This window comes from Ramlibacter ginsenosidimutans, assembly GCF_016654015.1.
GTDB classification, from domain to species: Bacteria; Pseudomonadota; Gammaproteobacteria; order Burkholderiales; family Burkholderiaceae_C; genus Ramlibacter; species Ramlibacter ginsenosidimutans.
Genome location: NZ_JAEPWM010000007.1, coordinates 193,055 through 217,801, shown reverse-complemented (window position 1 = coordinate 217,801; position 24,747 = coordinate 193,055). Strand labels below are relative to the sequence as shown.

The window sequence follows — 24,747 nt, the reverse complement described above, 5'->3', positions numbered from 1 at the left end:
GCTTTACAGGGGCTGCGCTTCCGGGATCAGGCCCACGAGTTCGCCGCGTGCGTTCACCATCGGGCGGATCAGGAAACGGAACTGGCGTTCGCCCTGCGGCAGCCGCACGGCCATCGTGCCTTGCACGCTGCGGCCCTGGCGCGCTTCATCCACCGCGGCGCGGATGCGCTCCGGCGCGCCGTCGGTGGCCGCGAACCACGGTGTCTCCCAAAAGGGCCGGCCGACCACGTCCTGCAGGCGCGAGCCGATCGCGGCCAGCGACGCCGGGTTCGCGTCACGCAAGGTGCCGTCGGTCTCCATGAAGCCCTGGAAGATCAGGTCGGTCGCGAAGGCCGCGCGCAGCCGCTCGGTCGCGGCGCGCTGCGCCTGCAGCGCCTGCGTGAGTTCCGCGGTGCGTGCCTTCACGGTCGCTTCCAGGCCGTCGCTCACGCGCCGCAGCGCAAGCCGCGCACGTTGCTCCGCCTCCATCAGCGACGCGAGGCGGGCGCGTTCCTCGCCCAGCTGCCAGTTGGTCAGGCGCAGCGCCGACTCGGCCCGCGCCCGTTCCGTCACGTCGGTGGCCAGCACCAGCACGCCGTCCACCTGGCCGGCCGCATCGCGCAGCGGCTGGTAGATGAAGTCCAGCACGCGTTCCTCCACCGGGCCTTCCTCCGCCCGCTGCAGCATCACCTTGGCGCCGGCGCCGATGTAGGGCTCGCCGCTGCGGTGCACGCCGTCCAGCAGCTCCACGAATCCCTGCTCCACGATTTCCGGTAGCGCATCGCGCAGCGCCTTGCCGGCTACCGCGCGGCCGCCGACCAGTCGCAGGTAGGCGTCGTTGGCGAACTCGAACACGTGCTCGGGCCCGCGCAGCAAGGCCACGGGCACGGGCGCCTGGTGGAAGGTCTCGCGCCAGCGGGCCAGCTCCGCCTCGCGGCGGCGGCGCCCGAGCACGATCTCCGTCACCTCGTTGCCCTGGTTGAAGATGCCGGCCACGCTGTGGTCGGCGTTGCGGATCGGGGTGATGCTGTAGTTCCACCAGGTCTCGCGCGGCTGCCCGCCGCGCACCATGGGCAGCATCTCCTCGTACAGCGCGAGTCCTTCGCCCTCCATGACGCGGCGGAACTGCGGGCCGATGATGGGCCAGATGTCCGACCAGCCCTCCTGCGCGGGCTTGCCGAGCATCCACGGGTGCTTTTCCGCCGGGATCACGGACCACGCGTCGTTGTAGAGGATGTGGAGCTCGGGACCCCAGTAGATCGCGGTGGGGAAGCTGGAGTTCAGGCACAGGCTCATGGCCATGCGCAGCGACTCGGGCCAGCGCTCGGGCAGCCCCAGGGGATGCCGGCTCCAGTCGAAGGCACGGATGCGCTCGCCCATGGCGCCGCCGCCTTGGAGAAACTTGGGAATGTCGGGGGTCACGGGAACTGCGGACGAAGCGGGCAAGTTTAGCGGCTCCTGCGTTATCCTGTGGCCGAGGAGTCGCCCACAAGAAGATGCAGCAGGACATCCTGGTGAACTGGTCGCCGCAGGAGACGCGCGTGGCCATCGTCGAGAACGGCGCCGTGCAGGAGCTGCACGTCGAACGCACGCTCGAACGCGGCCTGGTGGGCAACATCTACCTGGGCAAGGTCGCGCGCGTGCTGCCGGGCATGCAGTCCGCCTTCATCGACATGGGACTGGAGCGCGCGGCGTTCCTGCACGTGGCCGACGTGTGGCAGCGCCAGCCCGAGGGCGAGCCGCCCGCCGTCGCGCGCAGCGGCCAGCCGCCCGTGCCGATCGAGAAGCAGGTGTTCGAGGGACAGGCCTTGATGGTGCAGGTGATCAAGGACCCGATCGGCACCAAGGGCGCGCGGCTGTCCACGCAGGTCAGCATCGCCGGCCGGCTGCTCGTCTTCCTGCCGCAGGACGACCACGTCGGGGTGTCGCAGAAGATCCCGCCGGAACAGCGCGATGCATTGCGCCGGCGGCTGAACAAGCTGGTGGGCAGCGACGGGGGTGGCTTCATCCTGCGCACCAATGGCGAGGATGCGAGCGACGAGGAACTGGCCGAGGACATCGCCTACCTGCGCAAGACCTGGACGCGCATCCGCGAGGCGGCCACGCGCCTGCCGCCGCCGGCGCTGCTGCACCAGGACCTGAACCTGCTGCAGCGGGTGCTGCGCGACCTGGTCACCGACGCGACACAGACCATCCGCATCGACTCGCGCGAGCAGTTCGCGCTGCTGTCGGAATTCGGGCGCGAGTTCATGCCCGCGGCGGCCGCCAAGCTGCAGCTCTACAAGGGCGAGCGGCCGATCTTCGACCTGTACTCGGTGGAGGAGGAGGTCGAACGCGCGCTCAGCCGGCGCGTCGACCTGAAGTCCGGCGGTTACCTGATCGTGGACCAGACGGAGGCGCTGACCACGATCGACGTGAACACCGGCGGCTACGTGGGCTCGCGCAACTTCGACGAGACCATCTTCAAGACCAACCTCGAGGCGGCGCAGGCCATCGCGCGGCAGCTGCGGCTGCGCAACCTGGGCGGCATCATCATCGTCGACTTCATCGACATGCAGCGGGAAGACCACCGCGACGCGGTGCTGGGCGAATTCCGCAAGCAGCTGGCGCGCGACCGCGTGAAGACGATGGCGGGCGGCTTCTCGCAACTGGGACTGGTGGAGATGACGCGCAAGCGCACGCGCGAGTCGCTGGCCCACATGCTCTGCGAGCCTTGTCCGTCCTGCCAGGGCAAGGGCACGGTGCGGACCTCGCGCACGGTCGCCTACGACATCCTGCGCGAGATCCTGCGGGAAGCCAGGCAGTTCAACCCGCGCGAGTACCGCGTGATCGCCGCGCCCAAGGTGATCGAGCTGTTCCTGGACGAGGAAAGCCAGCACCTGGCCGGCCTGTCGGACTTCATCGGCAAGCCCATCTCCCTGCAAAGCGAGAGCGCCATGGGGCAGGAGCAGTACGACATCGTGCTGCTATGAGGGCGCGCCGCAACAGGTGTAACGGCCGGGCCACGCCGCGCCCGTAGAATCGGGGCCTTCATCGCCGCCTCTCCATGAAGATCACCGTCATCGGTTCCGGGTACGTGGGCCTGGTCACCGGAGCTTGCCTTGCCGACACCGGCAACCACGTGCTGTGCATCGACCTCGACGCCGGCAAGATCGATCGCCTGCGCCGAGGCGAGATCCCCATCCACGAGCCGGGGCTGGACACCGTGGTCGCGCGCGGCCTCGCCGCGGGCCGCCTGCGCTTCTCGACCGACTACGCCGAGGCCGTGGCGCACGCCGCCGTCGCCTTCATCGCCGTGGGCACGCCCTCCGACGAGGACGGCTCGGCGGACCTGAGCCACGTGCTTTCGGCCGCGCGCGAGCTGGGCCGGCGGATGGAGCGCGACACGCTGGTGATCGTGAAGTCGACCGTGCCCGTGGGCACCAGCGACAAGGTGCGCGCCGCCGTGCAGGAGCAACTGCAGGCGCGGGGCGTGCCGCACAAGGTGAGCGTCGCCTCCAATCCCGAATTCCTGAAGGAAGGCCTGGCCGTCGAGGACTTCATGCGTCCCGATCGCATCGTGGTCGGCACCGATCCGGACGACCACCGCGCGAAGGACATCTTCCGCGAGATGTACGCGCCCTTCAACCGCAACCACGAGCGCATCTTCTTCATGGACGTGCGCTCGGCGGAGTTCACCAAGTACGCGTCCAACTGCATGCTCGCGGTCCGCATCTCGTTCATGAACGAGCTGGCGAACCTGGCCGACCGCCTGAAGGTCGACATCGAGCAGGTGCGCCGCGGCGTCGGCGCCGACCCGCGCATCGGGCCGCACTTCCTGTACGCCGGGGCCGGCTTCGGCGGCTCCTGCTTCCCCAAGGACCTGCGCGCGCTGATCCACACCTCCGAGGAATCCGGCGAGCCCGCCGAGCTGATGCGGGCCGCGCAGAACGTGAACCTGCGCCAGCGCCGGCTGCTGGGGCAGAAGATCGTCGCGCATTTCGGCGGCAAGCTGGACGGCCGCACGATCGCCCTGTGGGGCCTTGCGTTCAAGGCCAACACCGACGACGTGCGCGAGGCCTCCAGCATCGACATCATCGATGCGCTGCTGCAGGCCGGCGCGCGCGTGCGCGCCTACGACCCGGCGGCGCTGGAGACCGCGGCGACCGCGCTCAAGGGCCGCGCCGGGGTCAGCCTGGTGCGCTCGGCGGCCGAGGCGCTGGAAGGCGCCGACGCCCTCGCGGTCGTGACCGAATGGCTGGAGTTCCGCAGTCCGGACTTCGACGATCTCGCGCGCAGGCTCAAGTCGCGCGTGCTGTTCGACGGCCGCAACCTCTACGACCCGTTCGCCGTGCGCAGGGCGGGACTGGTGTACCAGGGCATCGGCCGCAGCGGGGTGGGCGAGTGATGCGGCGCATCGGCCGGCTTCCCGGCGGACTGCCTGAGGCTGGAGCAAGGTCGGCATGAAGTACGACGGCACTGCGGCGCTTGCGGCGCCCCACGCGAGCCTGGAGCAGGCACTCCAGCAGGCGATGCTCTGGACGCTGGCCTTCTTCCTCTTCATCCTGCCGCTGGAGGAAGCGCCCAAGAATCTCGCGGCAGTCCTCTTCGTCGTGCTCTGGGGCGTGCATGCGGTGCGCACCCGCGGCCTCGGCGGACGCTGGAACCTCTACGACTCGGCCTTCGCCTTCGTGCTCGCTTCGGCAGTGGTCTCGGGCCTTGCCGGCTATGCGGGCGACGTCAAGGGCGTGGTCCGCGTGTTCCTGCTCGCATGGCTCGCATCGCGCACCCCCTTGCCGAAGCGGGCCGCCAGCGTTCTTCCGGCTGCGGCCTGCATCGGTGTCGTGATTTCGATCGCCTGCGGGGCCGTGCCCCTGCTGCGCGGAACGAAGACCTTCCTCGAACTGCCCTCGGTCGGGCAGGTGAACCAGTCCGCGCTGTACATCGCGATCCTCGCCGCGAGCACGTTCGGCTGGTGGCTGCAGGCTGCGCAGTCCGGCCAGGGCGGCCGCCTGCGCACCGGCCTGGGCTTCTCCGCGGTCGTCTGTTGTGCCGGGCTGCTGGTCGGGGCCAGCCGCGCCGCGGTGGTCGCCACCGGTATCGCGGCGGTGATCATCGCGATCGGCATCCTGTCCTCGGGTGGAACGGCCCGGGCGCGCCGCCTGATCGGCCGCACGGTGCTGATCGTGGCGGTGCTGGCCGGCCTGGCGGCAGCGCTCGGCGCGCGCGATCCCGTGCTGTCGGACCGCAAGCTCACCCCGGATGGCCTGTTCAAGCTGGCCAGCACCGAGACGCGCATCCGGCACTGGAACCTGGCCGTCGAGGCCTGGCGCCAGCACCCCTGGCTCGGCTGGGGCCCGGACTCGTTCGGGACGGTGAAGATCGACCAGGTGTGCGAGTGGCGCGCGCAGCATGGGGAAGGCTGCGACCGCAGCCTCTACCTGCAGCAGGTGCACCCGCACAGCCTGTACGCCGGCACCCTGCTGGATCGCGGCGTGGTCGGCGTGCTGTCGCTGCTCCTGCTGGCGGTCGCCTGGGGCGCTTCGCTCCTGCGCAGCACGGCGAGCGCGGCGACGTCGTGGGTCTGGCCGGCCAGCGCCGCCGGCTTCCTGGTGGCCTTCATCGGGGGCACCTTCAACACCACGCTGCGGGTCGAGCATGGCTCGATCGCCGTGCTGTTCTTCGGGCTGTGGATCGCGGTGCATGCCCGCGCCTGGGCGGGCGCCGGCGGAGACCAGCGCTAACGCGGCTGCGCGCGGGCGGAGGAGAACACCTCCTCCATCGCGTCGCACATCGCCGCCAGCGTGCAATGCGCCAGCGCGAACGCGCGCGCAGCCTGGCCCAGCCGCTGGCGCAAACCGGTGTCCTGCTGCAGGCGTGCGATCGCCGCCGCCAGGGCCTGCGTGTCCTGCGTGGGCACGACCAGAGCCGTCTCGCCGTCGCGCGCCACCTCGCCGATGGCGCCGATCGAAGTCGTGATGCAGGGCAGGCCGGACATCATGGCCTGCATCAGCGCCTGCGGCACGCCCTCGTTGGCATACGAGGGCAGCACGAACAGGTCCATGGCGCGCAGCCAGCGCTCCGGACGCGGATCGTGTCCCGCGAAGCGCACCACCTCGGACCAGCCCGCCGCCGCGACCTGCGCCTCGAGCGCTTCGCGTTGCGGTCCGTCGCCGACGATCAGCAGTTGCAGGTCCTGGCCTTGCGCGCGCAACTGGCCGACCGCGTCGATGAGGTAGCGATGGCCCTTCCAGCTGCGCAAGGTCGCGACGATGCCCACGGTGAACAGAGCCGGCAGCCCCAGCTCGGCCCGCGCGGCGGCGGCGTCGGCAGGATGGAAGCGCTCGGGGTCGATGCCGGTCGGCACCGAGCGGATGGTCACGTCGCGAAAGCCGTTGCCCTCGCGCAGCTCCTCGCGCAGCTTCTCGCCCGTGGTCACGATGGCGGCGGCCGCGCGGTTGTAGAGCCAGCGCGTGGCGGGGTTGCGCGGCACGGGCGCGGAGATGTGGCGCGTGCGCACGAGCGGCACGCGCCGCGGCGACAGTGCATTGGCCAGCGCGGCCAGCCAGCTGTCGGTCGAACTGTGCGTGTTCACGACGTCGAAGTCGCGTGAGCGCAGCAGCCTGCGCAGGGCGAGCACGCCGCGCAGGTTCTTGCGCGCGATCGGCACGTCGTGCACGGTGAAACCCAGGGCCGCCGCCTCGCGATGGATGCGCGCGGAGGCGGGCGCGGCGAGCTCCAGCGTGTGGCCGCGCTCGCGCAGGCCCTGCATCTCCGCGAGGATGCGCAGTTCCTGGCCGCCCCAGCCGGCGGATGCTTCGGTGTGCAGGATTTTCATGCGGCAGTCGGGAGCAGGCGCGCGTACAGGGCGAGATAGTCGTCGGTCATGCGCTGCAGGCTGTAGGGTTCCACGGCGCGCCGCGCCTCGGCCCCGAGCGCGCGCGCCCGCGCGCGGTCCTGCAGGTCGGCCAGGGCCGCAGCCAGCGCCGGGATGTCGTCGGCGTCCACCACCCGGCCCGAGGCCGGCGACAGCAGTTCGGCCACGCCGCAAGAGCGGGTCGTGATCGGCGGCAGCCCACAGGCCATGGCTTCCAGCACCGCGTTGGACTGCGGATCGTAGAGCGTGGGCAGCACGAAGGCGTCCGCGCCCTGGTAGTAGGGCAGGACGTCGTCCTGCGCGCCGGTGAAGCGCACGCTGTCGGCGAGGCCGAGCCGGCGGGCGAGCCGTTCGTAGCGGCCGCGCCGCTTGTCTTCGCCCACGATCACCAGCAGGGCACGCTCGCGCAGCGGGCCGACGGCGAACGCCCGCAGTGCCGCGGCAACGCCCTTGCGCTCGAAGCCGGAGCCCACGAACAGGAACACGCTGCGCTCCGATGGCCAGGCCAAGCGCGCCCGCGCGTCGGCACGCTCCTCGGGCGTGGGCGGGCGGAAGCGCTGGAGGTCCACGCCGTTGCGGATCACGACCAGCTTCTCGGGGGCCACGCCGTAGTGCCGGACGATCTCGTCGCGGACCATCTCGGAATTGCAGATCACGCAGCGCAGGGCGGGATGCCCGAACATCTCGCTTTCGGCCCGCAGCACGGCGCGGTGCTGCGCACTGAGCGCGTCGCCCAGCGCGCGCCAGCGTCCCAGGCTGCGCCGCTTGATCGCGAGCCACTGCCGGTGCACGCCGTCGCCGGCCCGGTACACGGGCAGGCCGGGAATGCGTTCGTGCGACTGCACGAGGTCGAAGCGCTCACGAGCGACGGCGTCCAGCACGGCGCGTGCGAAGGAGCGGTCGCGCGAGCGACGGCCGGCATGCGGCGGGTCGAGTTGCAGGCGGCGCACGCCGGCCGGCAAGGCGGACTCGCCGCTGGCCGGCCAGTGGCGCGCGATCAGCGTCACTTCCACGTCGCGCGCGGCCAGGGCCTGCGCGATGCGCTGCACGAAGCGCTCGGCGCCGCCGGCCGCATTCCAGCTGGCGCGCACGAGTGCGATGCGAGGCCGGCCTTCAGCCACGCCCGGGCCGCTCCAGCACCGCGTCCAGCGCCCGGACCACCTCGGCGACGGGCAGCAGCACGAGGCAGTCGGAGCGCTTGCTGCCGCCGCAGCCGTCGATGCCGCAAGGGCGGCAGGGATGCTCGCGGGAAGCGACGACGCGCATGCGCGGACTCCAGGGGCCCCATTCCTTTTCGCTGCTCGGGCCGAACAGGGCCACGCCCGGCGTGCCCACGGCGGCGGCGATGTGCATCGGCACCGAGTCCACGCCGAAGAACACCTCGGCGCCGGCGATTGCGGCGCCCAGTTCCTGCAGCGTGAGCTTGCCGCGCAGGTCGATGCAGCGGCTGGACGCCTGCTGCAGGATGGCATCGGCAAGCTCGCTCTCGCGCGCATCGGGCGCGGCGGTGAGCACGGGGACGAGCCCGCGCGCAGCGAGGTGGTCCAGCACCTGCGCGTTGCCGCTTGGCGTCCACACCTTGAACATCCAGCGCGAGCCCGGGTGCACCACGGCATAAGGCTGGCCCTGCCAGCCGGCGGCACGCAGCAGGTCGCGCACGCGCTCGCGCGCCGTGTCGGCGATGGCCAGCGTCGGCGCCCGCTCCTGCGGCTCCGGGTGGATGCCCAGGCGCCGCAGCAGGTCGAGGTGCCGCTCCACGGTCGCGCGAGGTATGCCAGCGCGCGGCTGGCGGGCCAGATGCGTGAAGGCACGGCGCCACCACCACGCTCCAGCCTCGCGCTCGAACGCCACCGACCAGCGTGCGCGCAGCACGCGCGCGAGCCAGGCGCCGCGCGGATGGTCCGTGAGGTGCACGACGAGGTCGTAGCGGCGCTCGCGCAGCGCCGCCAGCAGCCGGCACTCGGCGCCCAGTCGTTGCAGCCAGCCGCCCTGGCGGCCCCGCGGCAGCAGGTGCAGCTGCGCCAGGGCAGGGTGGCCCTGCAGCATGGGGGCGGTGTCGGCATAGACCAGCGCATCGATCTCGGCCTGCGGCGCCGCGCGCTTGAGCACGCTCAGCACCGGGCTGGCCAGCAGCACGTCGCCGTGGTGGCGCAGCTTGATCACGAGCACGCGCTGCAGCCGGCTGGCGTCTATGCCGTCCGGCGGCTGCGCCAGCGCGCTCACAGGAGTACCTCCGTGCTGCGCACTGCGGTATCGCCCTTGGGGCGGCCCGGCGGGCTCATGCGAGCAAGCCTTGCCCGGACTGCAGCGAGTGCAGGCGCGCGTACAGCCCGCCTCGTTCGATCAGCTCCGCGTGCGAGCCCGCTTCGGCGATGCGGCCTTGCTCCAGCACCACGATGCGGTGCGCGTGTTCGACGGTGGAGAGGCGGTGCGCGATGATCAGTGTCGTGCGGCCGGCCATGAGGCGGTTCAGCGCCTCCTGGACCTGGCGCTCCGACACGGTGTCCAGCGCCGACGTCGCCTCGTCGAGGATCAGGATCGGTGCGTCCTTGTACAGCGCGCGGGCGATCGCCAGCCGCTGCCGCTGGCCGCCGGAAAGCTCGGTGGCGTTGTGGCCGACGTTGGTGTCCAGGCCCTGCGGCAGCGATGCGACCAGCTCGCCCAGGTTCGCCGCGGCCACGCAGCGCTCCAGCCGCGCGCGATCCGGCGCGTCCTGCAGCGCGATGTTCGCGGCCAGCGTGTCGTTGAACATCACCACGTCCTGGCTCACCAGCGCGAATTGCGCGCGCAGGGCCTCGAGCTTCCAGGCCGCGACATCGACTCCGTCGAGCAGGACCTCGCCTTCGTCCGGCTGCACGAAGCGGGGCAGCAGGTTGGCGAGCGTGCTCTTGCCCGAGCCGGACGGACCCACCAGCGCCACGATCTGTCCCGGCGTGATCTCCAGGTCCAGGCGGTCGAGCGCCGGCAGTCCATCCTCGCGGTAGCGCACCGTCACCCGGCGCAATTCGATGTGGCCGCGCGTGCGGCCGGGTGCATGGGTGCCGCCGGCCTCGGGCGGCACCTTGGTGAGCATCTCGCGGCTGCGCTGCACCGCCGCGATGCCGCGCGAGATGGGGCTGGCCGCCTCCGACAGCCGCTTGATCGGCGCGATCAGCATCAGCATCGACGTGACGAAGGCAGCGAAGGTGCCGGGCGAGATGCCGCTGCGGCTTTGCCACAGGGCGATGACGATCACCAGCGAGAGAGAAGCCGCCGCGACGAGGTGCGTGAGCGGCGTGATCGCGGCCGAGGCAGCCGCCGACTTCAGGGCCAGCCGCCGCAGCGCCTTGCCCAGCTTGTCGAAGCGCTTGGCCTGCGCGGGCTGCGCGCCATGCAGGCGCACCACGCGCGCGGCGAGCACGTTTTCCTCGACCACGTAAGCGAGTTCGTTGGTCGCCGCGTGGCTGCTGCGGGCGATGCGGTACAGGCGCTTGGACACCGTGCGGATGATCCAGGCCACGGCCGGCACGATGGCCAGCACGATCAGCGTGAGCGCCCAGTTCAGGTAGATCAGGTAGAACAGCAGCGCCAGCATCGACATGCTGTCCTTCAGCAGCGCGATGACGGAGTTCACCAGCAGCGACACGCCGCTTTGCAGCTCGAACACCACGGTGTTGGACAGCGAGGTCGCGTTCTCGCGGGAGAACAGCGACAGGCGGGCGTCCAGCAGGCGCCCGAACATCGCGGTGCGCAGCTTCATCAGCCCGTCCTGCGAGATCCGCGCGAGCGCCAGGTCCGCGAGGAAGCCGGTGGTGCCCCGCACTGCGAACAGCAGCATCAGCGCAGTGGGCACGGTCCACAGCTGCAGCGGATTGTCGGTGCGGAAGCCCCGGTCGATCAGGGGCTTGAGCAGGGCGGGAACCAGCGGCTCGAGGGCGGACGAGATGACGGTGCAGATCGCCGCGCCGATCCAGAACTTGCGCGAGCCGGCAAAGAACGGCATCAGCCAGCGCACCACGCCCATGTCGATGCGGATCACAGGATTCGGTCCCAAGCGGGGTGCAATAATGAAGCCGCGATTATGCCGTGCGCGGCCGGGCTGCCCGGCGGCGCCGTCCCATGCCACGCCTGTCCGTCGTCCTCATCACCCGCAACGAGATCCGCAACATCGGCGCCTGCCTGCGCTCGGTGGGCTTCGCCGATGAAATCGTGGTGGTCGATTCGGGCAGCACCGACGGCACCGTCGAAGCCGCGCGCGCGGCCGGGGCCCGCGTCCTGCAGCCGGCGGACTGGCCCGGATTCGGGCCGCAGAAGAACCGCGCCCTCGATGCAGCGACCGGCGACTGGATCTTTTCGATCGACGCGGACGAACAGGTGACGGCCGAACTGGCGGCCAGCCTGCGGAGTGCGATACATTCGGGCAAATACGATGCGTACGAGATCCATCGCCGTTCCAGCTACTGCGGCCAGTACATGGCGCATTCCGGGTGGTATCCGGACCGCGTGGTGCGCCTGTTCCGCCGCGGGGCGGCCCGTTTCTCGGAGGACCTGGTGCACGAACGCGTGGTGACGCAGGGACCGGTCGGGCGGCTGGAGGGCGACCTGTTGCACGACAGCATGCCGCATTTCGAGTCGGTGCTCGCGAAGCTCGACCGTTATTCCACGGCCGGCGCGCTGGCGCTGATGCGGCGGGGCGTGAAGGGATCGCTGGCGAAGGCCCTCGGACACGGTACCTGGGCCTTCCTGCGCACCTATGTGCTGAAGCTCGGGTTCCTGGACGGGCGGCTGGGATTCGCGTTGGCGATCTCCAACGCCGAGGGCACCTACTACCGGTACATGAAGTTATGGTTGCTGCAACGCGACTCCGGCGCGTCGGGTCCGGGCCGACCCTGACCACGGGAACCATTTGCCGCGCGTTGAACCGCAGGAAGCACAAGGAGAATCCAGAGAATGCATGTCTTGAGACCGTGGCGACGCCGTGAGCTCGTTGCCGCGCTGGGCGCCCTCGCGGGTGCGGGCCCGGCGCTTGCGCAGTTCCGCGTGGAGGTGACCGGCGTCGGGCTGACGCAGCTCCCTATCGCCATCGTTCCCTTCCGCGGGGACGCCGAGGCGCCTCAGAAGATCGGTGCCATCGTGCAGGCCGACCTGGAGCGCAGCGGCCAGTTCCGCGCCGTTGATACTGCGGGCGCGCCGACGCTCGACGAGACGAGCCGGCCCGACCTGGGGCCGTGGCGGCAGAAGAGCGCCGACTCGCTGGCGGTGGGCAGCGCCACGCGGCTGGCCGACGGCCGCTACGACGTGCGCTTCCGGCTCTGGGACGTCGTGCGCGGCCAGGAGCTCGCGCAAGGGGGCTTCGTGGTGGTGGCGGCGGACCTGCGGCTTGCCGCGCACCGCATCGCCGACATGATCTACGAGAAGCTCACGGGCACGAAGGGCGTGTTCTCCACGCGCATCGCCTACGTGACCAAGGCGGGCAACCGCTTCAACCTGTGGGTGGCGGATGCCGACGGCGAGAACGCGCAGTCGGCGCTCTCGAGCACCGAGCCCATCATCTCGCCCGCGTGGTCGCCCAACGGCAAGCAGCTGGCGTACGTCTCCTTCGAGTCGCGCAAGCCCGTGGTGTACGTGCACGACATCGCGAACGGCACCCGGCGGCTGATCGCCAATTTCCGCGGCTCCAACAGCGCGCCCGCCTGGTCGCCCGACGGCCGCACGCTCGCGGTCACGCTCACCCGCGACGGCGGCTCGCAGCTCTACACGATCTCCGCCACCGGCGGCGAGGCGCGCCGGCTCACGCAGTCCAGCGGCATCGACACCGAGCCGCTGTACTCGGCCGATGGCCGCAGCATCTATTTCGTAAGCGATCGCGGCGGCGCTCCGCAGATCTACCGCATGCCTGCCAATGGCGGCGAGGCGCAGCGCGTCACCTTTACCGGGACTTACAACATTTCCCCGGCCCTCAGTTCGGACGGCAGGTGGCTCGCCTACATTTCCCGCGTCAGCGGCGCCTTCAAGCTGCAGGTGATGGAACTCGCCACCGGCAACGTCCAGTCCGTCACGGACACGACGACCGACGAGAGCCCGAGCTTTGCGCCCAATGGGCGGCTCATCATCTACGCGACCCGGCAAGGGTCCGCGGAGGCCCTGATGACCACCACCCTCGACGGCAAGATCAAGGCGCGCCTGCCCGGCAAGGGCGGCGATATCCGCGAACCCGATTGGGGCCCCTTTCAGCGATGAACAACTTTCTGGAGAAGCTAGGAATGAAGCAGTCTGCACTTCTTGCCGTCGTCCTCGCCGCCGCACTCGCGGGGTGCGCGAGCGGCGTGAAGCTCGACGACGTGCCCGTCGAATCCCGCAGTGGCACGGCCACGACCCCGGGTGGCACCCCCGGTGGCGGCGGCCAGAGCCAGGTCCAGCCCGTGACCGTCGACGATACGGCGGCGACCAAGGCCGGCCCCGCCAACGTGGCGCGCATCATCTACTTCGATTACGACAGCAACACGATCAAGCCGGAGTTCCAGTCGCTGGTCGAGGCGCACGCGCGTTTCCTGAAGCAGAACCCGAAGCGCCATGTCGTGGTCGAAGGCAACACCGACGAGCGCGGCGGCAGCGAATACAACCTCGCGCTCGGCCAGCGCCGCGCCGAAGCCGTGCGCCAGGCGCTGGAATTGCTGGGCGTGCCCGACTCGCAGGTCGAGGCCGTGAGCTTCGGCAAGGAAAAGCCGGTGGCCGAGGGCCACGACGAGTCGGCCTGGGCCCAGAACCGCCGGGCCGAGATCGCCTACCGATGAACCGCCTGCACCGCACCGCGCTGGCGGCCGCGTTCACCGCCGCTTCGCTCTTCACGGCGTCCGCGCATGCGGCGCTGTTCGAGGACGACGAGGCCCGCCGCGCCATCCTGGACCTGCGCCAGAAGGTGGACCAGCAGCGGCAGGCGACGGTCGACGAACTGCGGCGCGCGAGCGACGACAACGCCAGCCTGCGCCGCAGCCTGCTGGACCTGCAGAACCAGATCGAGGCGCTGAAGTCCGAGATCGCCCGGCTGCGCGGCTCCAACGAGCAGATGGTGCGCGATCTCTCCGACTTGCAGAAGCAGCAGAAGGACGTGCAGCAGGCGGTCGACGATCGCCTGCGCAAGTTCGAGCCGGTGAAGGTGAACGTGGACGGCCGCGACTTCACCGCCGACCCGGCGGAGCAGGCGGCGTTCGAAGGCGCGCTCGGCGCGTTCCGGCGCGGCGACTTCGCCGGCGCGCAGACGGCCTTTGCCGACTTCGTGCGCAAGTACCCGGCGAGCGGCTACCGTCCCACCGCGCTGTTCTGGCTGGGCAATGCGCAGTACGCCAACCGCGACTACAAGGGCGCCATCGCGAACTTCCGCGCCCTGCTGCAGCAGGCGCCGGACCATCCGCGCGCGCCCGAGGCGGTGCTCTCCATCGCCAACTGCCAGATCGAGCTGAAGGACAACGCCAGCGCGCGCCGCACGCTGGACGACCTCGTGAAGGCCTACCCGCAGTCCGAAGCCGCGGCCGCCGCGCGCGAGCGCCTCGCGCGCCTGCGCTGAGCGCCCGCGCGCTGCGCGCATGACGCATCTCGACGAGGCCGCGGACCTGCAGCGGCGCTTCGGCGGCCTGGAGCGCCTGTACGGCGTAGACGGCGCTGCGGCCATCCGGCGGGCGCACGTGGTCGTGGTCGGCATCGGCGGCGTCGGCTCCTGGGCCGCGGAGGCGCTGGCGCGCAGCGGCGTCGGTGCGCTCACGCTCATCGACCTCGACCACGTCGCGGAATCCAACATCAACCGCCAGGTGCATGCCCTGGACAGCACGCTGGGGCAGGCCAAGGTGCTGGCCATGCGCGAGCGCATCGCGCAGATCCATCCCGGCTGCCGCGTTGCCGCGGTGGAGGAGTTCGTCGAGCCGGACAACTGGCCCGCGCTGCTGCCTGCCGGTGCCGATGCGGTGATCGACGCGTGCGACGAACTGCAGGCCAAGACGGCGCTGGCGGCCTGGGCGCGCGAGACCAAGGCGATGTTCATCGCCTGCGGGGCGGCCGGCGGCAAGCGGCTGGCCCACCTCGTCGACATCGACGATCTCTCGCGCACGACGCACGACCCGCTGCTCGCCCAGTTGCGCTACCGGCTGCGCAAGTTCCACGGCGCCCCGCGCGAGGGCAAGCGCATCGGCGTTCCCTGCGTGTTCAGCCGCGAAGCAGTGGCGCCGCCCGACCCCTCGTGCGCGATCGAAGGCGACGGCTCGCTCAACTGCCACGGCTACGGCTCCGTCGTCAGCGTCACCGCAACCTTCGGGCAGTGCGCCGCGGGTTGGGTGCTCGATCGCATCGCAACCCGCGGAAATCCGGTTTCGCCCACGCTATAATCGCGGGCTTTGCTGCTGCACAACGGCAGCGAGAACCGGTCGGGACGTTAGCTCAGTTGGTAGAGCAGCGGACTTTTAATCCGTTGGTCGCAGGTTCGAATCCTGCACGTCCTACCACCCGACACCGGCCTGCGCTCCACGGCGCAGGCTTTTTTCTGGGACTTCCCTGCTGTGCTGGCCCTCGCGGCGCCGCGGGATCGCACGATCCGCAGTTGCCGATGTTGCAGCGAAGCGCGTACACCGTCCTCGTCGTCGACGACTACGACGCGCAGCGCTATGCCATCGCGCGCGGCCTGCGCGCGCAGGGCTTCGCCACGCTGGAAGCCGCCACGGGCGAGGAGGCGCTGCAGCTCGCGCCGCAAGCTGCCGCCGTCGTGCTCGACGTGAACCTCCCCGACATTTCCGGCGTGGAAGTCTGCCGCCGCATCCGCTCCGAAGCCGCGACCGCCAAGCTGCCCGTCGTCCACGTCTCCGCCGTCTACATCACGCGCCACCACCAGGCCATGGCGGAACACGCGGGCGCGGACGACTACATGCTGAGCCCGGTCGATCCGCAGGCGCTCGCGCGCACGCTGGACGGCCTGATCGCACGGCGCAACGGCGGCTGAACGACGGCGGGAGCCGAAGGCGGGAGCGGACTGCCGGACGCAGAAGCCGCAAAAGGAAACAGCCAAAGCTCGCAAGAAAGCCATTCCGGAATGAAAAAGACATTCCTGAATGGCTGTCCTTTTGCGTCCTCTGCGTAACCTTGCGTCCTCTGCGTCCGGATATTGGTCGTTTGCCTTTTGCGCCGGATAGCCCAGCGCGCACTCAGTGCAGCAGGGGCGCCGGCTCGGAGGACGGCAGCCGCAGTCCCGCCTGGCGGCAGACCTGCATGCAGTCGCGGATGTGCTGCTCTCCGAGGTAGCGGATCGCCATGTAGCCGATCGCCGCCGACAGCGCCTGGCCCGCGAGCGGAACGAAGCGGGCGGCACGGCCGATGGCCATCCTGCGCCCCACCGCGGCCGAGGCGCGGATCACGAGGTCCTTCGTGATGAACTTGCCGATGACCATCGAACCGACGACTTCCACGGCCTGCGCGACCTGGTCGCGCTTGCGCTGGGGCAGGCACTCGACCTGTTCGGCGCTGAGCCCGAATTCGGCGCTGATGGCGGGGATCAGCCGCGAGAGCAGGGCGGCATCGACCAGCCAGTCGAGGCCCGGAACCGGCACGACGCTGGCCGCCGCCCCCACCATAGCGCGGCGGTTCAGGAGACGGCGGGCGCGCACGGCCGCGGCCGCGAGCGCGGGGTCATCGAACGGAAGGGAGCTGTTCATCCTGCAAGGATGAGGCCGCACACGCAGCGGCACAAGTCAGCCCGGGGCGGATTCCGCCGCCTCGATTTCGCCCGAGAGCGCCAGCCAACGCTCTTCCAGCTGCTCCAGCTCCTCGGCCACGGCCTTCAGCCGGCGGCCGCCTTCGGCGATGTCGGCCGGCGTGAGCGAGGTGGCGAGCCGGCCTTCCAGCTGCGCCTTCTCGGTCTCGAGCGCGGCGATGCGCGCTTCGGCGGCGTCGCGCTCCTTCTTCAGCGGCTTCAGGCGGCTCGCGAGCTGCTGGCGTTGCTGCGCCCCGAGCTGGCGCTGCTCCTGCGCGTTGCCACGCAAGGGCTCCGCCGCTGGCGCGGGGGCCGCAGGCGCCCGAGCGGGTGCGGCCGCGGCCGCCTTGCCGCGGGTCCTGGCTTCGTCGCGAATACGGCGGGCTTCTTCCAGCAGGTACTTCTGGTAGTCGTCCAGGTCGCCGTCGAAAGGCGCGATGCCGCCGCGGCCCACCAGCCAGAACTCGTCGCACACCGAACGCAGCAGCGCGCGGTCGTGGCTGACCAGCATGACCGTGCCTTCGAATTCGTTGAGGGCCATCGCCAGCGCCTCGCGCGTGGCCAGGTCCAGATGGTTGGTCGGCTCGTCCAGCAACAGCAGGTTGGGGCGCTGCCACACGATCATGGCCAGCACCAGCCTCGCTTTCTCGCCGCCGCTCATGGAGCCGACCGACTGCTTCACCATGTCGCCGTTGAACAGGAACTGGCCGAGGAAGTTGCGCAAGTCCTGCTCGCGGTCGGGCCGCGCCGGCGACGAGCCGAGCTCGCGCGCGAGCCGTGTCATGTGCTCCAGCGGCGTGTCCTGCGGGCGCAGCACGTCCAGCTCCTGCTGCGCGAAGTAGCCGATCGCGAGACCCTTGCCTTCGGTGATCTTCCCGGCCAGGGGCCGCATGGTGCGTGCGATGGTCTTCACCAGCGTCGACTTGCCCTGGCCGTTCGCGCCCAGGATGCCGATGCGCTGCCCCGCCAGCACGGAGCGGTTGACGTTGCGCAGGATGACCTTGGGTTGCGCCGCTGCGTCGTCTTCGCCATCGCCGGCATACCCGAAGGACGCATCCGTGATCGCCAGCATCGGGTTGGGCAGGTTCGCCGGTTCCTTGAACTCGAAGGTGAACTCGGCGTCGGCCAGCAGCGGCGCGATCTTCTCCATGCGCTCCAGCGCCTTCACGCGGCTTTGCGCCTGCCTGGCCTTGCTGGCCTTGGCCTTGAAGCGGTCGATGAATTTCTGCAGGTGCGCGATCTTTTCCTTCTGCTTCGAGAAGGCCGCCTGCTGCTGCTCCATCTGCTGCGCGCGCAGCAGCTCGAAGCCGCTGTAGTTGCTGCCGTAGCGGGTGAGCCTCTGGTTCTCGATGTGCAGCGTGACATCGGTGACGGCGTCGAGGAACTCGCGGTCGTGGCTGATCACCACCATGGTGCCGGCATAGCGTTGCAGCCAGCCTTCCAGCCAGACCAGGGCGTCGAGGTCCAGGTGGTTGGTCGGCTCGTCCAGCAGCAGCAAGTCCGATGGGCACATGAGGGCGCGTGCCAGTTGCAGCCGCATGCGCCAGCCGCCGGAGAAGCTGTTGACCGGCCGCTCCAGTTCCTCGGGCCGGAAGCCCAGGCCCAGGATCAGGGCCTGCGCGCGCGGGACGGCGTCGTGTTCGCCGGCATCGGCCATGTCGGAGTGGGCATGGGCGATCGCCATGCCGTCGCCGCTGCGTTCGGCCTGCGCGAGCTGTTCGCGCAGGGCCATCAGCCGGACGTCGCCGCCCAGCACGAAGTCGGTGGCCGGCTCGTCGGTCTCGGGCATGTGCTGCGCGACCTGCGCCAGCTGCCACTGCGCGGGCAGGGAGAAGTCGCCGCCGTCCTCGTGCAGGCTGCCGGCGAGGAGCGCGAACAGCGTGGACTTGCCGGCGCCATTGCGCCCGACCAGGCCGACCTTCTCGCCGGGATTGATGGTGGCGGACACGCCATCGAGCAGCACCTTGGCGCCGCGGCGCAAGGTGACGTTACGCAGGACGATCATGCGGGAAGCGCTTCCCGCGTCAGCAGCAGCACCTGGTCGGCGCCGGCACTCGTTTCCAGCCACACCGCCTCGAGCCCGGGAAACGCAGCCTCGAAGTTGTCGCGCTCGTTGCCGATCTCCAGCACCAGCACGGCGCCGGGGTTCATGCGCGAGGGCACGTCGCGCAGCAGGCGGCGCACGAAGTCCATGCCGTCGTCGCCGCCCGCGAGGGCCAGCGCCGGCTCGGCGCGGTATTCCTGCGGCAGCACCGCCATGCTGCCGGCGTTGACGTAGGGCGGGTTGCACAGCACGAGGTCGTACGGGCCGGGGAGGGCGGACAGGCCATCGGACTGCACGACGCGGATGCGCTCCTGCATCGCATGCTTGCCGACGTTGATGCGAGCGACCTCCAGCGCTTCGGCCGAGATGTCCGCCGCATCGACCGTGATCTCCGGCCAGGCCATGGCCGCGAGCACGGCCAGGCTGCCGTTGCCGGTGCACAGGTCCAGCACCTTCTGCGTGCGTTCGCTGAGCCAGGCGTCGATGGTGCCGTCGGCGAGCAGCTCCGCGATGAAGCTGCGCGGCACGATCGCGCGCTCGTCGACATAGAACGGCACGCCCTGCAGCCAGGCCTCGCGCGTGAGGTAGGCCGCGGGCTGGCGCGTGGCGATGCGCCGGTGCAGCAGCTCGCGCGCGGCGTGCTGCTCTTCCGGCTTCAGTTCGCGCTCGGCATGCGCGTCCAGTTCGTCCAGCGGGAGTCCGAGGTGCCACAGCACCAGCCACACGGCTTCATCGAACGCATTCGTCGTGCCGTGCCCGAAGCTCACGCCCGCGGCTTCCAGCTGCGCCGCGAGTTCGTCGACAAGGGTGATCAGCTTCACAGCGCGTCCAGTCGCTCCAGCACGCCGCGGAAGATGTCCTTCAGCGGCTCCAGGTCCGCGACCCGGACGTGCTCGTCGATCTTGTGGATGCTGGCGTTGATCGGGCCGAACTCGATGACCTGCGGGCAGATGCGCGAGATGAAGCGGCCGTCGCTGGTGCCGCCCGTGGTGGACAGCTCGGCGTCCACGCCCGTCACGAAGTGGATCTCGCGCCGCACCGCGTCGACCAGCTCGCCCGGCGTCGTGAGGAAGGGCTGGCCGCCCACGACCCACTGCAGCTCGTAGTCGAGGCCGTGCCGGTCGAGGACCGCATGCACGCGCTGCTGCAAGTCCTCGGCCGTGGTCACGCTGGCGAAACGGAAATTGAAGTCGATCACCACGCGGTTCGGGATGATGTTGCCCGCGCCCGTGCCGCCGTGGATGTTGCTGATCTGGAAGCTCGTGGGCGGGAAGAATTCGTTGCCGTGGTCCCATTCCGTGGCGGCGAGCTCCGCCAGCGCGGGCAGGGCCTTGTGGATGGGATTGAGCCCCAGTTCCGGATACGCGATGTGCGCCTGGATGCCCTTGACCGTGAGCTTGCCCGTGAGGCTGCCGCGGCGGCCGTTCTTGATCATGTCGCCCAGGCGCTCGACCGAAGTCGGCTCGCCGACGATGCAGAAGTCCAGCTGCTCGCCGCGCTGGCGCAGCTTCTCGCACACGACCGCCGTGCCGTCGACGCTGGGCCCTTCCTCGTCGCTCGTGAGCAGCAGCGCGACGCCGAGCTTGGGCGTGGGGTTGTTGGCCAGGAATTCCTCGACGGCCACCGTGAACGCCGCGATCGAGGTCTTCATGTCGGCCGCACCGCGTCCGTACAGGTTGCCGTCGCGATGGCTCGGCACGAAGGGATCGCTGGTCCATTGCTCCAGCGGACCCGTGGGCACCACGTCGGTGTGGCCCGCGAACACGAGGGTCCGGCCCCCGCGGCCGGGCCGTTTCGCCCAGAGGTTCTTCACGCGGAAGTCAGCGGGGCCGCTGACGATGGTCTCGCAAACAAAGCCCAGCGGCTTCAGGCGCGCCTCGATGATGGCCTGGCACTGCCCATCCTCGGGCGTGACCGAGCGCTGGGCAATGAGCTGCTCGGTGAGATGCAAAGTCTTGGACATTGCCCGTAGTCTAGGGCACCGCGCACCGGCACGAGGACCGTGCGGCCGGGGGGAAACGACCAACAACCGGACGCACAGGACGCAGAAGTTCCGCAGAGGACGCAAAAATGGCTTCATTCAAGAAGCCATTCTTTTGCGTCCTTCGGCTGTTTCCCCTTTGCGCCCTCTGCGTCCGGTAATCCGCTCCCGCTTCTTGCCGGTGACTAGTGTTTCACATCGAGAGTGATTTCGGTGAAGGACGGCTCGTCGGCCAGGTCTGCGTCGCTGTCGCCATCGTTGCTCGCCGCCATCGCCTGGTCGGCCGCGCTGTTCTGCATGCGCCATTGCAGGTTGGTCGGCGAATCGGCATGGGCCAAGCCTTCCTTGCGGTCCACGATGCCGTCGAGGATGAGGCGAGCGATGTCCTGCTCGAAGGTCTGCGATCCCTCGGCCATCGACTTTTCCATGGCCTCCTTCACGCCGGAGAAGTCGCCCTTCTCGATCAGCTCGGAGACCAGCTTCGTGTTCAGCATGACTTCCACGGCCGGCACGCGGGTGCCCGCGACGCTGCGCAACAGGCGCTGCGACACGATCGCCTTCATGGCCGCGGCAAGGTCGCCGAGCATGGTGGGCCGCACTTCCACCGGGTAGAAGGACAGGATCCGGTTCAGCGCCTGGTAGCTGTTATTCGCGTGCATGGTCGCCAGGCACAGGTGGCCGGACTGCGCGTACGCGATGGCCGCGGACATGGTCTCGCGGTCGCGGATCTCGCCGATCAGGATCACGTCCGGCGCCTGGCGCAGCGCGTTCTTCAGCGCGGTCTGCAGCGACTGAGTGTCGCTGCCCACCTCGCGCTGGTTCACGATGCACTTCTTGTTCCGGAAGATGAATTCGACCGGGTCCTCGATGGTGAGGATGTGGCCGCTCATGTTCTCGTTGCGGTAGTCCATCATCGACGCCAGCGTGGTGCTCTTGCCGGCGCCGGTGGCCCCCACCATCAGCAGCAGGCCGCGCTTGTCCATGACCAGGTCGCCCAGGATCATGGGCAGCTGCAGGCTCTCGAGCGGCGGGATCTCGCTGGCGATGTAGCGGATGACGGCGGCGATGGTGCCGCGTTGGCGCATCGCCGAAAAACGGAAGTTGCCCGCGCCTTCGAGCAGGTGCCCCATGTTCAGCTCGCCGCTCGCGTCGAGTTCCTCCATGCGGTCCGCCGGCAGCACTTCGGCCAGCAGCGCGCGCGGTGCGTCCGGCGGCAGCAGCCGGTTGTTGATCGGCACCGTCTGGCCATTGACCTTGATCATGGCCGGCGCGTGCGCCGAAAGGTACACGTCCGAGGCCTTCTTTTCGGCCATGAGGCGCAGGATGCGCTCCATCGTTCCCATCAACTACTTCCTCCGATCTGGCCCATCCCCCGTCTGCGCGGGGACTCAGGACATTCTGACTTAATCGCGCAGCAGGTCGTTCAGGCTGGTCGTCGAGCGGGTCTTGGCGTCCACTTTTTTCACGATGATGGCCGCATACAGGTTGTATTTGCCACCATCCTTGGGCAGGCTGCCCGAAATCACGACGGAGCCGGCCGGCACCCGCCCGTAGTGCGTCTGGCCCGTCGCGCGGTCGTAGATCGGCGTGCTCTGGCCGATGTACACGCCCATGGAGATGACGGAGTTCTCCTCCACGATCACGCCTTCGACGACTTCCGAGCGCGCGCCGATGAAGCAGTTGTCCTCGATGATGGTCGGATTGGCCTGCAGCGGCTCCAGCACGCCGCCGAGGCCCACGCCGCCGGAGAGGTGCACGTTCTTGCCGACCTGCGCGCAGGAGCCGACCGTCGCCCAGGTATCGACCATGGTGCCCTCGTCGACGTAGGCGCCGATGTTCACGTAGGAGGGCATCAGGATCGCGCCCTTGGCGATGTAGCTGCCGTGGCGTGCCACCGCGGGCGGCACCACGCGCACGCCGGTCGCCGCCATTTCCTCGGCCGACAGGTGGGAGAACTTGGTCTGCACCTTGTCGAAGAAGGCGAGCTCGCCCGCCTTCATCAGCACGTTGTCTTTCAGGCGGAAGGACAGCAGCACGGCCTTCTTGACCCACTGGTGCACGGTCCACTGGCCCACGGCCTGGCGCGTGGCCACGCGCAGCTTGCCGGAGTTCAGCTCGCCCACGACGTGGTCGACGGCCTCGCGCACTTCCTTCGGTGCGGACGCGGCGGAGAAGCTGGCGCGGTTGTCCCACGCGGTGTCGATGATCTGCTGGAGCTGCTGGGTCATGGGTTCACTGGGTTCTGTTCTGGACGAATTGCACGATGCGCTGGGCGGCTTCGAGGCACTCGGGCGTGTCGGCGACGAGCGCCATGCGCACGCGGCCGGCACCGGGATTGGCGCCGCCGGCTTCGCGGGCGAGATAGCTGCCCGGCAACACCGTGACATTGTATTGAACCAGCAGGTCGCGGGCGAAGTCGGTGTCGCTTCCGCGCACGCCGGCCCAGAGGTAGAAGCTCGCGTCGGGCAGGCGCACGTCCAGCACCTGCTCCAGCAGCGGCGTGACCTCGGCGAACTTGCGGCGGTACTGCTCGCGGTTCGCGACCACGTGGGCTTCGTCGTTCCAGGCGGCGACGCTCGCGGACTGCACGATCGGGCTCATCGCGCTGCCGTGGTAGGTGCGATAGAGGAGGAACTGCTTGAGCAGCTGTGCGTCGCCGGCGACGAAGCCGCTGCGCATGCCCGGTACGTTGCTGCGCTTGGACAGGCTGGTGAAGGCGACGAGCTTGCGGAAGTCGCCATTGCCCGACTGCGCCGCCGCTTCCAGGCCGCCCAGCGGCGGCTCGTCGCGGAAGTAGATCTCGCTGTAGCACTCGTCCGAGGCGATCACGAAGCCATGGCGGTCCTGCAGCGCGAACAGCTTGCGCCACTCGTCCAGCGGCATCACGGCGCCCGTCGGATTCCCCGGTGAGCAAACGTACACCAGCTGCGTCTGCTCCCAGACGGAAGCCGGCACGCTGTCCCAGTCCACGGCGAAGTTGCGCGCCGGATCGCTGGGCGCGTAGTACGGCTGCGCGCCGGCCAGCAGGGCCGCGCCTTCGTAGATCTGGTAGAACGGATTGGGACAGACCACCACGGCCGGCCGCGTGGGATCGATCACCGTCTGGGCGAACGCGAACAGCGCCTCACGCGATCCGTTGACGGGCAGCACCTGCGTGGCGGCATCCACGGCGAGACCGTAGCGGCGCTGCAGCCAGCCGGCGCAAGCCTGCCGCAGCTGCGGCGTGCCGGCGGTGGGCGGGTAGCCGGCGAGGTCGTGGCCGGGGATGTCCATCGCGGCGGCGAGGGCCTGCTTGATGAAGACCGGCGTCGGATGCTTGGGCTCGCCGATCCCCAGGCTGATGGGGCGGTACGCGGGATTGGGCGTGACGCCGGCGAACAGTTGCCGCAACCGCTCGAACGGGTAGGGCTGCAGGCGGGACAACAACGGGTTCATGCCGCGATTATCCCCGCCGGCTGTGCAGGCGGCCGAATGGCCGCTCAGAGCCCCAGGTAGCGGCTCCAGAGCGAGCGGTCGGCCTCCAGCGCCGCCGAGGGGCCGGACCAGGCCACGCGGCCCTTCTCGAGGATCACGTGGCGGTCGGCCAGGCGCACCAGCCGGTGCACGTACTTGTCCACGACCAGCATGGCGTGGCCGCTTTCCCGCAGCACGCCCAGCACCCGCCAGATTTCTTCGCGCACCAGCGGCGCCAGGCCCTCGGTCGCCTCGTCGAGGATCAGCAGGCGCGGGTTCGTCACCAGCGCGCGCGCCATCGCGAGCATCTGTTGCTCGCCCCCCGACAGTTCGTTGCCCAGGTGGTGGCGGCGTTCGGCCAGGCGCGGGAACAGCTCGAACAGAGACTGCGGCGTCCAGCGGCCCGGGCGCGCGAATGCCGTCACGTGCTCCTGCACCGACAGGTTGGGAAAGACCTGGCGTCCTTCCGGCACCAGCGCGATGCCTGCGCGCGCCACCCGATGCGCCGGTTGGCCCGCGATGGCTTCGCCGTCCCACAGCACCTGCCCGGACCACGGCGGCAGCAACTGCGTGATGGCGTGCACCAGCGTCGTCTTGCCCATGCCGTTGCGACCGAGCAGGCCGACGATCTCGCCGGCGCGCACTTCCAGTGACACGCCCGAGAGGACCTGGCTGCGGCCATAGCCGGCGGTGAGGTCCTGCACGGCGAGCAGCGGCGTCGCCTC

General features: G+C 69.9%; 22 protein-coding genes and 1 tRNA gene. 10 read left to right on the top strand and 13 right to left on the bottom strand.

The window, feature by feature from the left end; genetic code table 11:
* Nucleotides 1–3: 3 nt before the first annotated feature.
* Nucleotides 4–1,425, bottom strand: a complete 1,422-nt coding sequence (locus tag JJB11_RS17310) for a PAS domain-containing protein (protein ID WP_201174162.1) — start codon at nucleotides 1,423–1,425, stop codon at nucleotides 4–6.
* A gap of 50 nt (nucleotides 1,426–1,475) precedes the next feature.
* Between JJB11_RS17310 and rng the strand changes: the two genes are divergently transcribed.
* From rng to JJB11_RS17295, 3 genes are all read left to right on the top strand, one after another.
* Nucleotides 1,476–2,951 carry a ribonuclease G gene (gene rng / locus JJB11_RS17305; protein ID WP_201174160.1) on the top strand — a complete coding sequence of 492 codons (1,476 nt, stop codon included), beginning with the start codon at nucleotides 1,476–1,478 and terminating at the stop codon, nucleotides 2,949–2,951.
* Between the two features lie 74 nt (nucleotides 2,952–3,025).
* Nucleotides 3,026–4,366, top strand: coding sequence for a UDP-glucose dehydrogenase family protein (locus JJB11_RS17300; RefSeq protein ID WP_201174158.1), 1,341 nt, complete (start codon nucleotides 3,026–3,028; stop codon nucleotides 4,364–4,366).
* 55 nt (nucleotides 4,367–4,421) lie between these two features.
* A complete protein-coding gene (locus JJB11_RS17295) occupies nucleotides 4,422–5,702 on the top strand; it encodes an O-antigen ligase family protein (protein ID WP_201174154.1) in 1,281 nt (426 codons plus the stop codon).
* Here JJB11_RS17295 and JJB11_RS17290 read toward each other — a convergent pair.
* The 4 genes from JJB11_RS17290 to msbA are packed head-to-tail and all read right to left on the bottom strand — an operon-like array spanning nucleotide 5,699 to nucleotide 10,838.
* Complete coding sequence (locus tag JJB11_RS17290) at nucleotides 5,699–6,796, bottom strand: glycosyltransferase family 4 protein (protein WP_201174151.1); 1,098 nt, start codon at nucleotides 6,794–6,796, stop codon at nucleotides 5,699–5,701. The genes JJB11_RS17295 and JJB11_RS17290 overlap by 4 nt on opposite strands.
* Nucleotides 6,793–7,956 carry a glycosyltransferase gene (locus tag JJB11_RS26600; RefSeq protein ID WP_201174148.1) on the bottom strand — a complete coding sequence of 388 codons (1,164 nt, stop codon included), beginning with the start codon at nucleotides 7,954–7,956 and terminating at the stop codon, nucleotides 6,793–6,795. The genes JJB11_RS17290 and JJB11_RS26600 overlap by 4 nt, the downstream gene beginning before the upstream one ends.
* Nucleotides 7,949–9,058, bottom strand: a complete 1,110-nt coding sequence (gene rfaQ / locus JJB11_RS17280; protein WP_201174145.1) for a putative lipopolysaccharide heptosyltransferase III — start codon at nucleotides 9,056–9,058, stop codon at nucleotides 7,949–7,951. The genes JJB11_RS26600 and rfaQ overlap by 8 nt, the downstream gene beginning before the upstream one ends.
* Nucleotides 9,059–9,113: 55 nt before the next feature.
* Complete coding sequence (gene msbA, locus JJB11_RS17275) at nucleotides 9,114–10,838, bottom strand: lipid A export permease/ATP-binding protein MsbA (protein WP_201174335.1); 1,725 nt, start codon at nucleotides 10,836–10,838, stop codon at nucleotides 9,114–9,116.
* A 95-nt stretch (nucleotides 10,839–10,933) separates the two neighbouring features.
* Here msbA and JJB11_RS17270 point away from each other — a divergent pair, with 95 nt between their 5' ends.
* From JJB11_RS17270 to JJB11_RS17240, 7 genes are all read left to right on the top strand, one after another.
* Entirely contained in the window at nucleotides 10,934–11,707 is a 774-nt protein-coding gene (locus JJB11_RS17270; RefSeq protein WP_201174143.1) for a glycosyltransferase family 2 protein, read from the top strand.
* A 57-nt stretch (nucleotides 11,708–11,764) separates the two neighbouring features.
* Nucleotides 11,765–13,054: a Tol-Pal system beta propeller repeat protein TolB gene (gene tolB, locus JJB11_RS17265; protein ID WP_201174141.1), complete on the top strand. Its 1,290-nt coding sequence runs from the start codon at nucleotides 11,765–11,767 to the stop codon at nucleotides 13,052–13,054.
* Nucleotides 13,055–13,077: 23 nt separating this feature from the next.
* Entirely contained in the window at nucleotides 13,078–13,608 is a 531-nt protein-coding gene (gene pal, locus JJB11_RS17260; protein ID WP_201174139.1) for a peptidoglycan-associated lipoprotein Pal, read from the top strand.
* A complete protein-coding gene (gene ybgF, locus JJB11_RS17255; protein ID WP_201174137.1) occupies nucleotides 13,605–14,378 on the top strand; it encodes a tol-pal system protein YbgF in 774 nt (257 codons plus the stop codon). Before pal ends, ybgF begins: the two co-directional genes overlap by 4 nt.
* Nucleotides 14,379–14,397: 19 nt before the next feature.
* Nucleotides 14,398–15,189 (top strand): tRNA threonylcarbamoyladenosine dehydratase, encoded by a 792-nt coding sequence (locus tag JJB11_RS17250; RefSeq protein WP_201174135.1) that lies wholly within the window; start codon nucleotides 14,398–14,400, stop codon nucleotides 15,187–15,189.
* 41 nt (nucleotides 15,190–15,230) lie between these two features.
* A tRNA-Lys gene (locus tag JJB11_RS17245) sits at nucleotides 15,231–15,306 on the top strand.
* 101 nt (nucleotides 15,307–15,407) lie between these two features.
* The gene (locus JJB11_RS17240; protein ID WP_201174123.1) at nucleotides 15,408–15,797 is read left to right on the top strand and encodes a response regulator; all 390 of its coding nucleotides are present in this window, start codon (nucleotides 15,408–15,410) and stop codon (nucleotides 15,795–15,797) included.
* Nucleotides 15,798–15,999: 202 nt separating this feature from the next.
* Here the strand turns inward: JJB11_RS17240 and JJB11_RS17235 are convergent, their stop codons facing one another.
* The 8 genes from JJB11_RS17235 to JJB11_RS17205 form a co-directional block, all read right to left on the bottom strand.
* Nucleotides 16,000–16,506 carry a hypothetical protein gene (locus JJB11_RS17235; RefSeq protein ID WP_201174120.1) on the bottom strand — a complete coding sequence of 169 codons (507 nt, stop codon included), beginning with the start codon at nucleotides 16,504–16,506 and terminating at the stop codon, nucleotides 16,000–16,002.
* A gap of 36 nt (nucleotides 16,507–16,542) precedes the next feature.
* Complete coding sequence (locus JJB11_RS17230; protein WP_201174116.1) at nucleotides 16,543–18,549, bottom strand: ABC-F family ATP-binding cassette domain-containing protein; 2,007 nt, start codon at nucleotides 18,547–18,549, stop codon at nucleotides 16,543–16,545.
* Nucleotides 18,546–19,409, bottom strand: coding sequence for a 50S ribosomal protein L3 N(5)-glutamine methyltransferase (prmB, locus tag JJB11_RS26085; protein ID WP_201964908.1), 864 nt, complete (start codon nucleotides 19,407–19,409; stop codon nucleotides 18,546–18,548). Before prmB ends, JJB11_RS17230 begins: the two co-directional genes overlap by 4 nt.
* The gene (gene dapE, locus JJB11_RS26080) at nucleotides 19,406–20,551 is read right to left on the bottom strand and encodes a succinyl-diaminopimelate desuccinylase (protein WP_201964907.1); all 1,146 of its coding nucleotides are present in this window, start codon (nucleotides 20,549–20,551) and stop codon (nucleotides 19,406–19,408) included. Before dapE ends, prmB begins: the two co-directional genes overlap by 4 nt.
* Nucleotides 20,552–20,754: 203 nt before the next feature.
* On the bottom strand, nucleotides 20,755–21,912 hold the full coding sequence (locus JJB11_RS17220) for a PilT/PilU family type 4a pilus ATPase (RefSeq protein ID WP_201174103.1): 1,158 nt from the start codon (nucleotides 21,910–21,912) through the stop codon (nucleotides 20,755–20,757).
* A 60-nt stretch (nucleotides 21,913–21,972) separates the two neighbouring features.
* Complete coding sequence (gene dapD, locus JJB11_RS17215; RefSeq protein ID WP_201174100.1) at nucleotides 21,973–22,797, bottom strand: 2,3,4,5-tetrahydropyridine-2,6-dicarboxylate N-succinyltransferase; 825 nt, start codon at nucleotides 22,795–22,797, stop codon at nucleotides 21,973–21,975.
* A gap of 4 nt (nucleotides 22,798–22,801) precedes the next feature.
* On the bottom strand, nucleotides 22,802–24,004 hold the full coding sequence (gene dapC, locus JJB11_RS17210) for a succinyldiaminopimelate transaminase (protein ID WP_201174097.1): 1,203 nt from the start codon (nucleotides 24,002–24,004) through the stop codon (nucleotides 22,802–22,804).
* Between the two features lie 44 nt (nucleotides 24,005–24,048).
* Nucleotides 24,049–24,735 (bottom strand): ABC transporter ATP-binding protein, encoded by a 687-nt coding sequence (locus tag JJB11_RS17205; protein ID WP_201174333.1) that lies wholly within the window; start codon nucleotides 24,733–24,735, stop codon nucleotides 24,049–24,051.
* Nucleotides 24,736–24,747: the final 12 nt, after the last annotated feature.

Bases quoted from the DNA above. Each gene is read 5' to 3' on its own strand.
- ybgF (WP_201174137.1), top strand. From the start codon at position 13,605: ATGAACCGCCTGCACCGCACCGCGCTGGCGGCCGCGTTCACCGCCGCT.
- JJB11_RS17235 (WP_201174120.1), bottom strand. From the start codon at position 16,506: ATGAACAGCTCCCTTCCGTTCGATGACCCCGCGCTCGCGGCCGCGGCC.
- pal (WP_201174139.1), top strand. From the start codon at position 13,078: ATGAAGCAGTCTGCACTTCTTGCCGTCGTCCTCGCCGCCGCACTCGCG.
- msbA (WP_201174335.1), bottom strand. From the start codon at position 10,838: ATGGGCGTGGTGCGCTGGCTGATGCCGTTCTTTGCCGGCTCGCGCAAG.
- rng (WP_201174160.1), top strand. From the start codon at position 1,476: ATGCAGCAGGACATCCTGGTGAACTGGTCGCCGCAGGAGACGCGCGTG.
- JJB11_RS17220 (WP_201174103.1), bottom strand. From the start codon at position 21,912: ATGGGAACGATGGAGCGCATCCTGCGCCTCATGGCCGAAAAGAAGGCC.
- JJB11_RS17290 (WP_201174151.1), bottom strand. From the start codon at position 6,796: ATGAAAATCCTGCACACCGAAGCATCCGCCGGCTGGGGCGGCCAGGAA.
- JJB11_RS17295 (WP_201174154.1), top strand. From the start codon at position 4,422: ATGAAGTACGACGGCACTGCGGCGCTTGCGGCGCCCCACGCGAGCCTG.
- JJB11_RS17240 (WP_201174123.1), top strand. From the start codon at position 15,408: ATGTTGCAGCGAAGCGCGTACACCGTCCTCGTCGTCGACGACTACGAC.
- dapE (WP_201964907.1), bottom strand. From the start codon at position 20,551: ATGTCCAAGACTTTGCATCTCACCGAGCAGCTCATTGCCCAGCGCTCG.
- JJB11_RS17250 (WP_201174135.1), top strand. From the start codon at position 14,398: ATGACGCATCTCGACGAGGCCGCGGACCTGCAGCGGCGCTTCGGCGGC.
- dapD (WP_201174100.1), bottom strand. From the start codon at position 22,797: ATGACCCAGCAGCTCCAGCAGATCATCGACACCGCGTGGGACAACCGC.
- dapC (WP_201174097.1), bottom strand. From the start codon at position 24,004: ATGAACCCGTTGTTGTCCCGCCTGCAGCCCTACCCGTTCGAGCGGTTG.
- JJB11_RS17300 (WP_201174158.1), top strand. From the start codon at position 3,026: ATGAAGATCACCGTCATCGGTTCCGGGTACGTGGGCCTGGTCACCGGA.
- JJB11_RS17270 (WP_201174143.1), top strand. From the start codon at position 10,934: ATGCCACGCCTGTCCGTCGTCCTCATCACCCGCAACGAGATCCGCAAC.
- JJB11_RS17230 (WP_201174116.1), bottom strand. From the start codon at position 18,549: ATGATCGTCCTGCGTAACGTCACCTTGCGCCGCGGCGCCAAGGTGCTG.
- tolB (WP_201174141.1), top strand. From the start codon at position 11,765: ATGCATGTCTTGAGACCGTGGCGACGCCGTGAGCTCGTTGCCGCGCTG.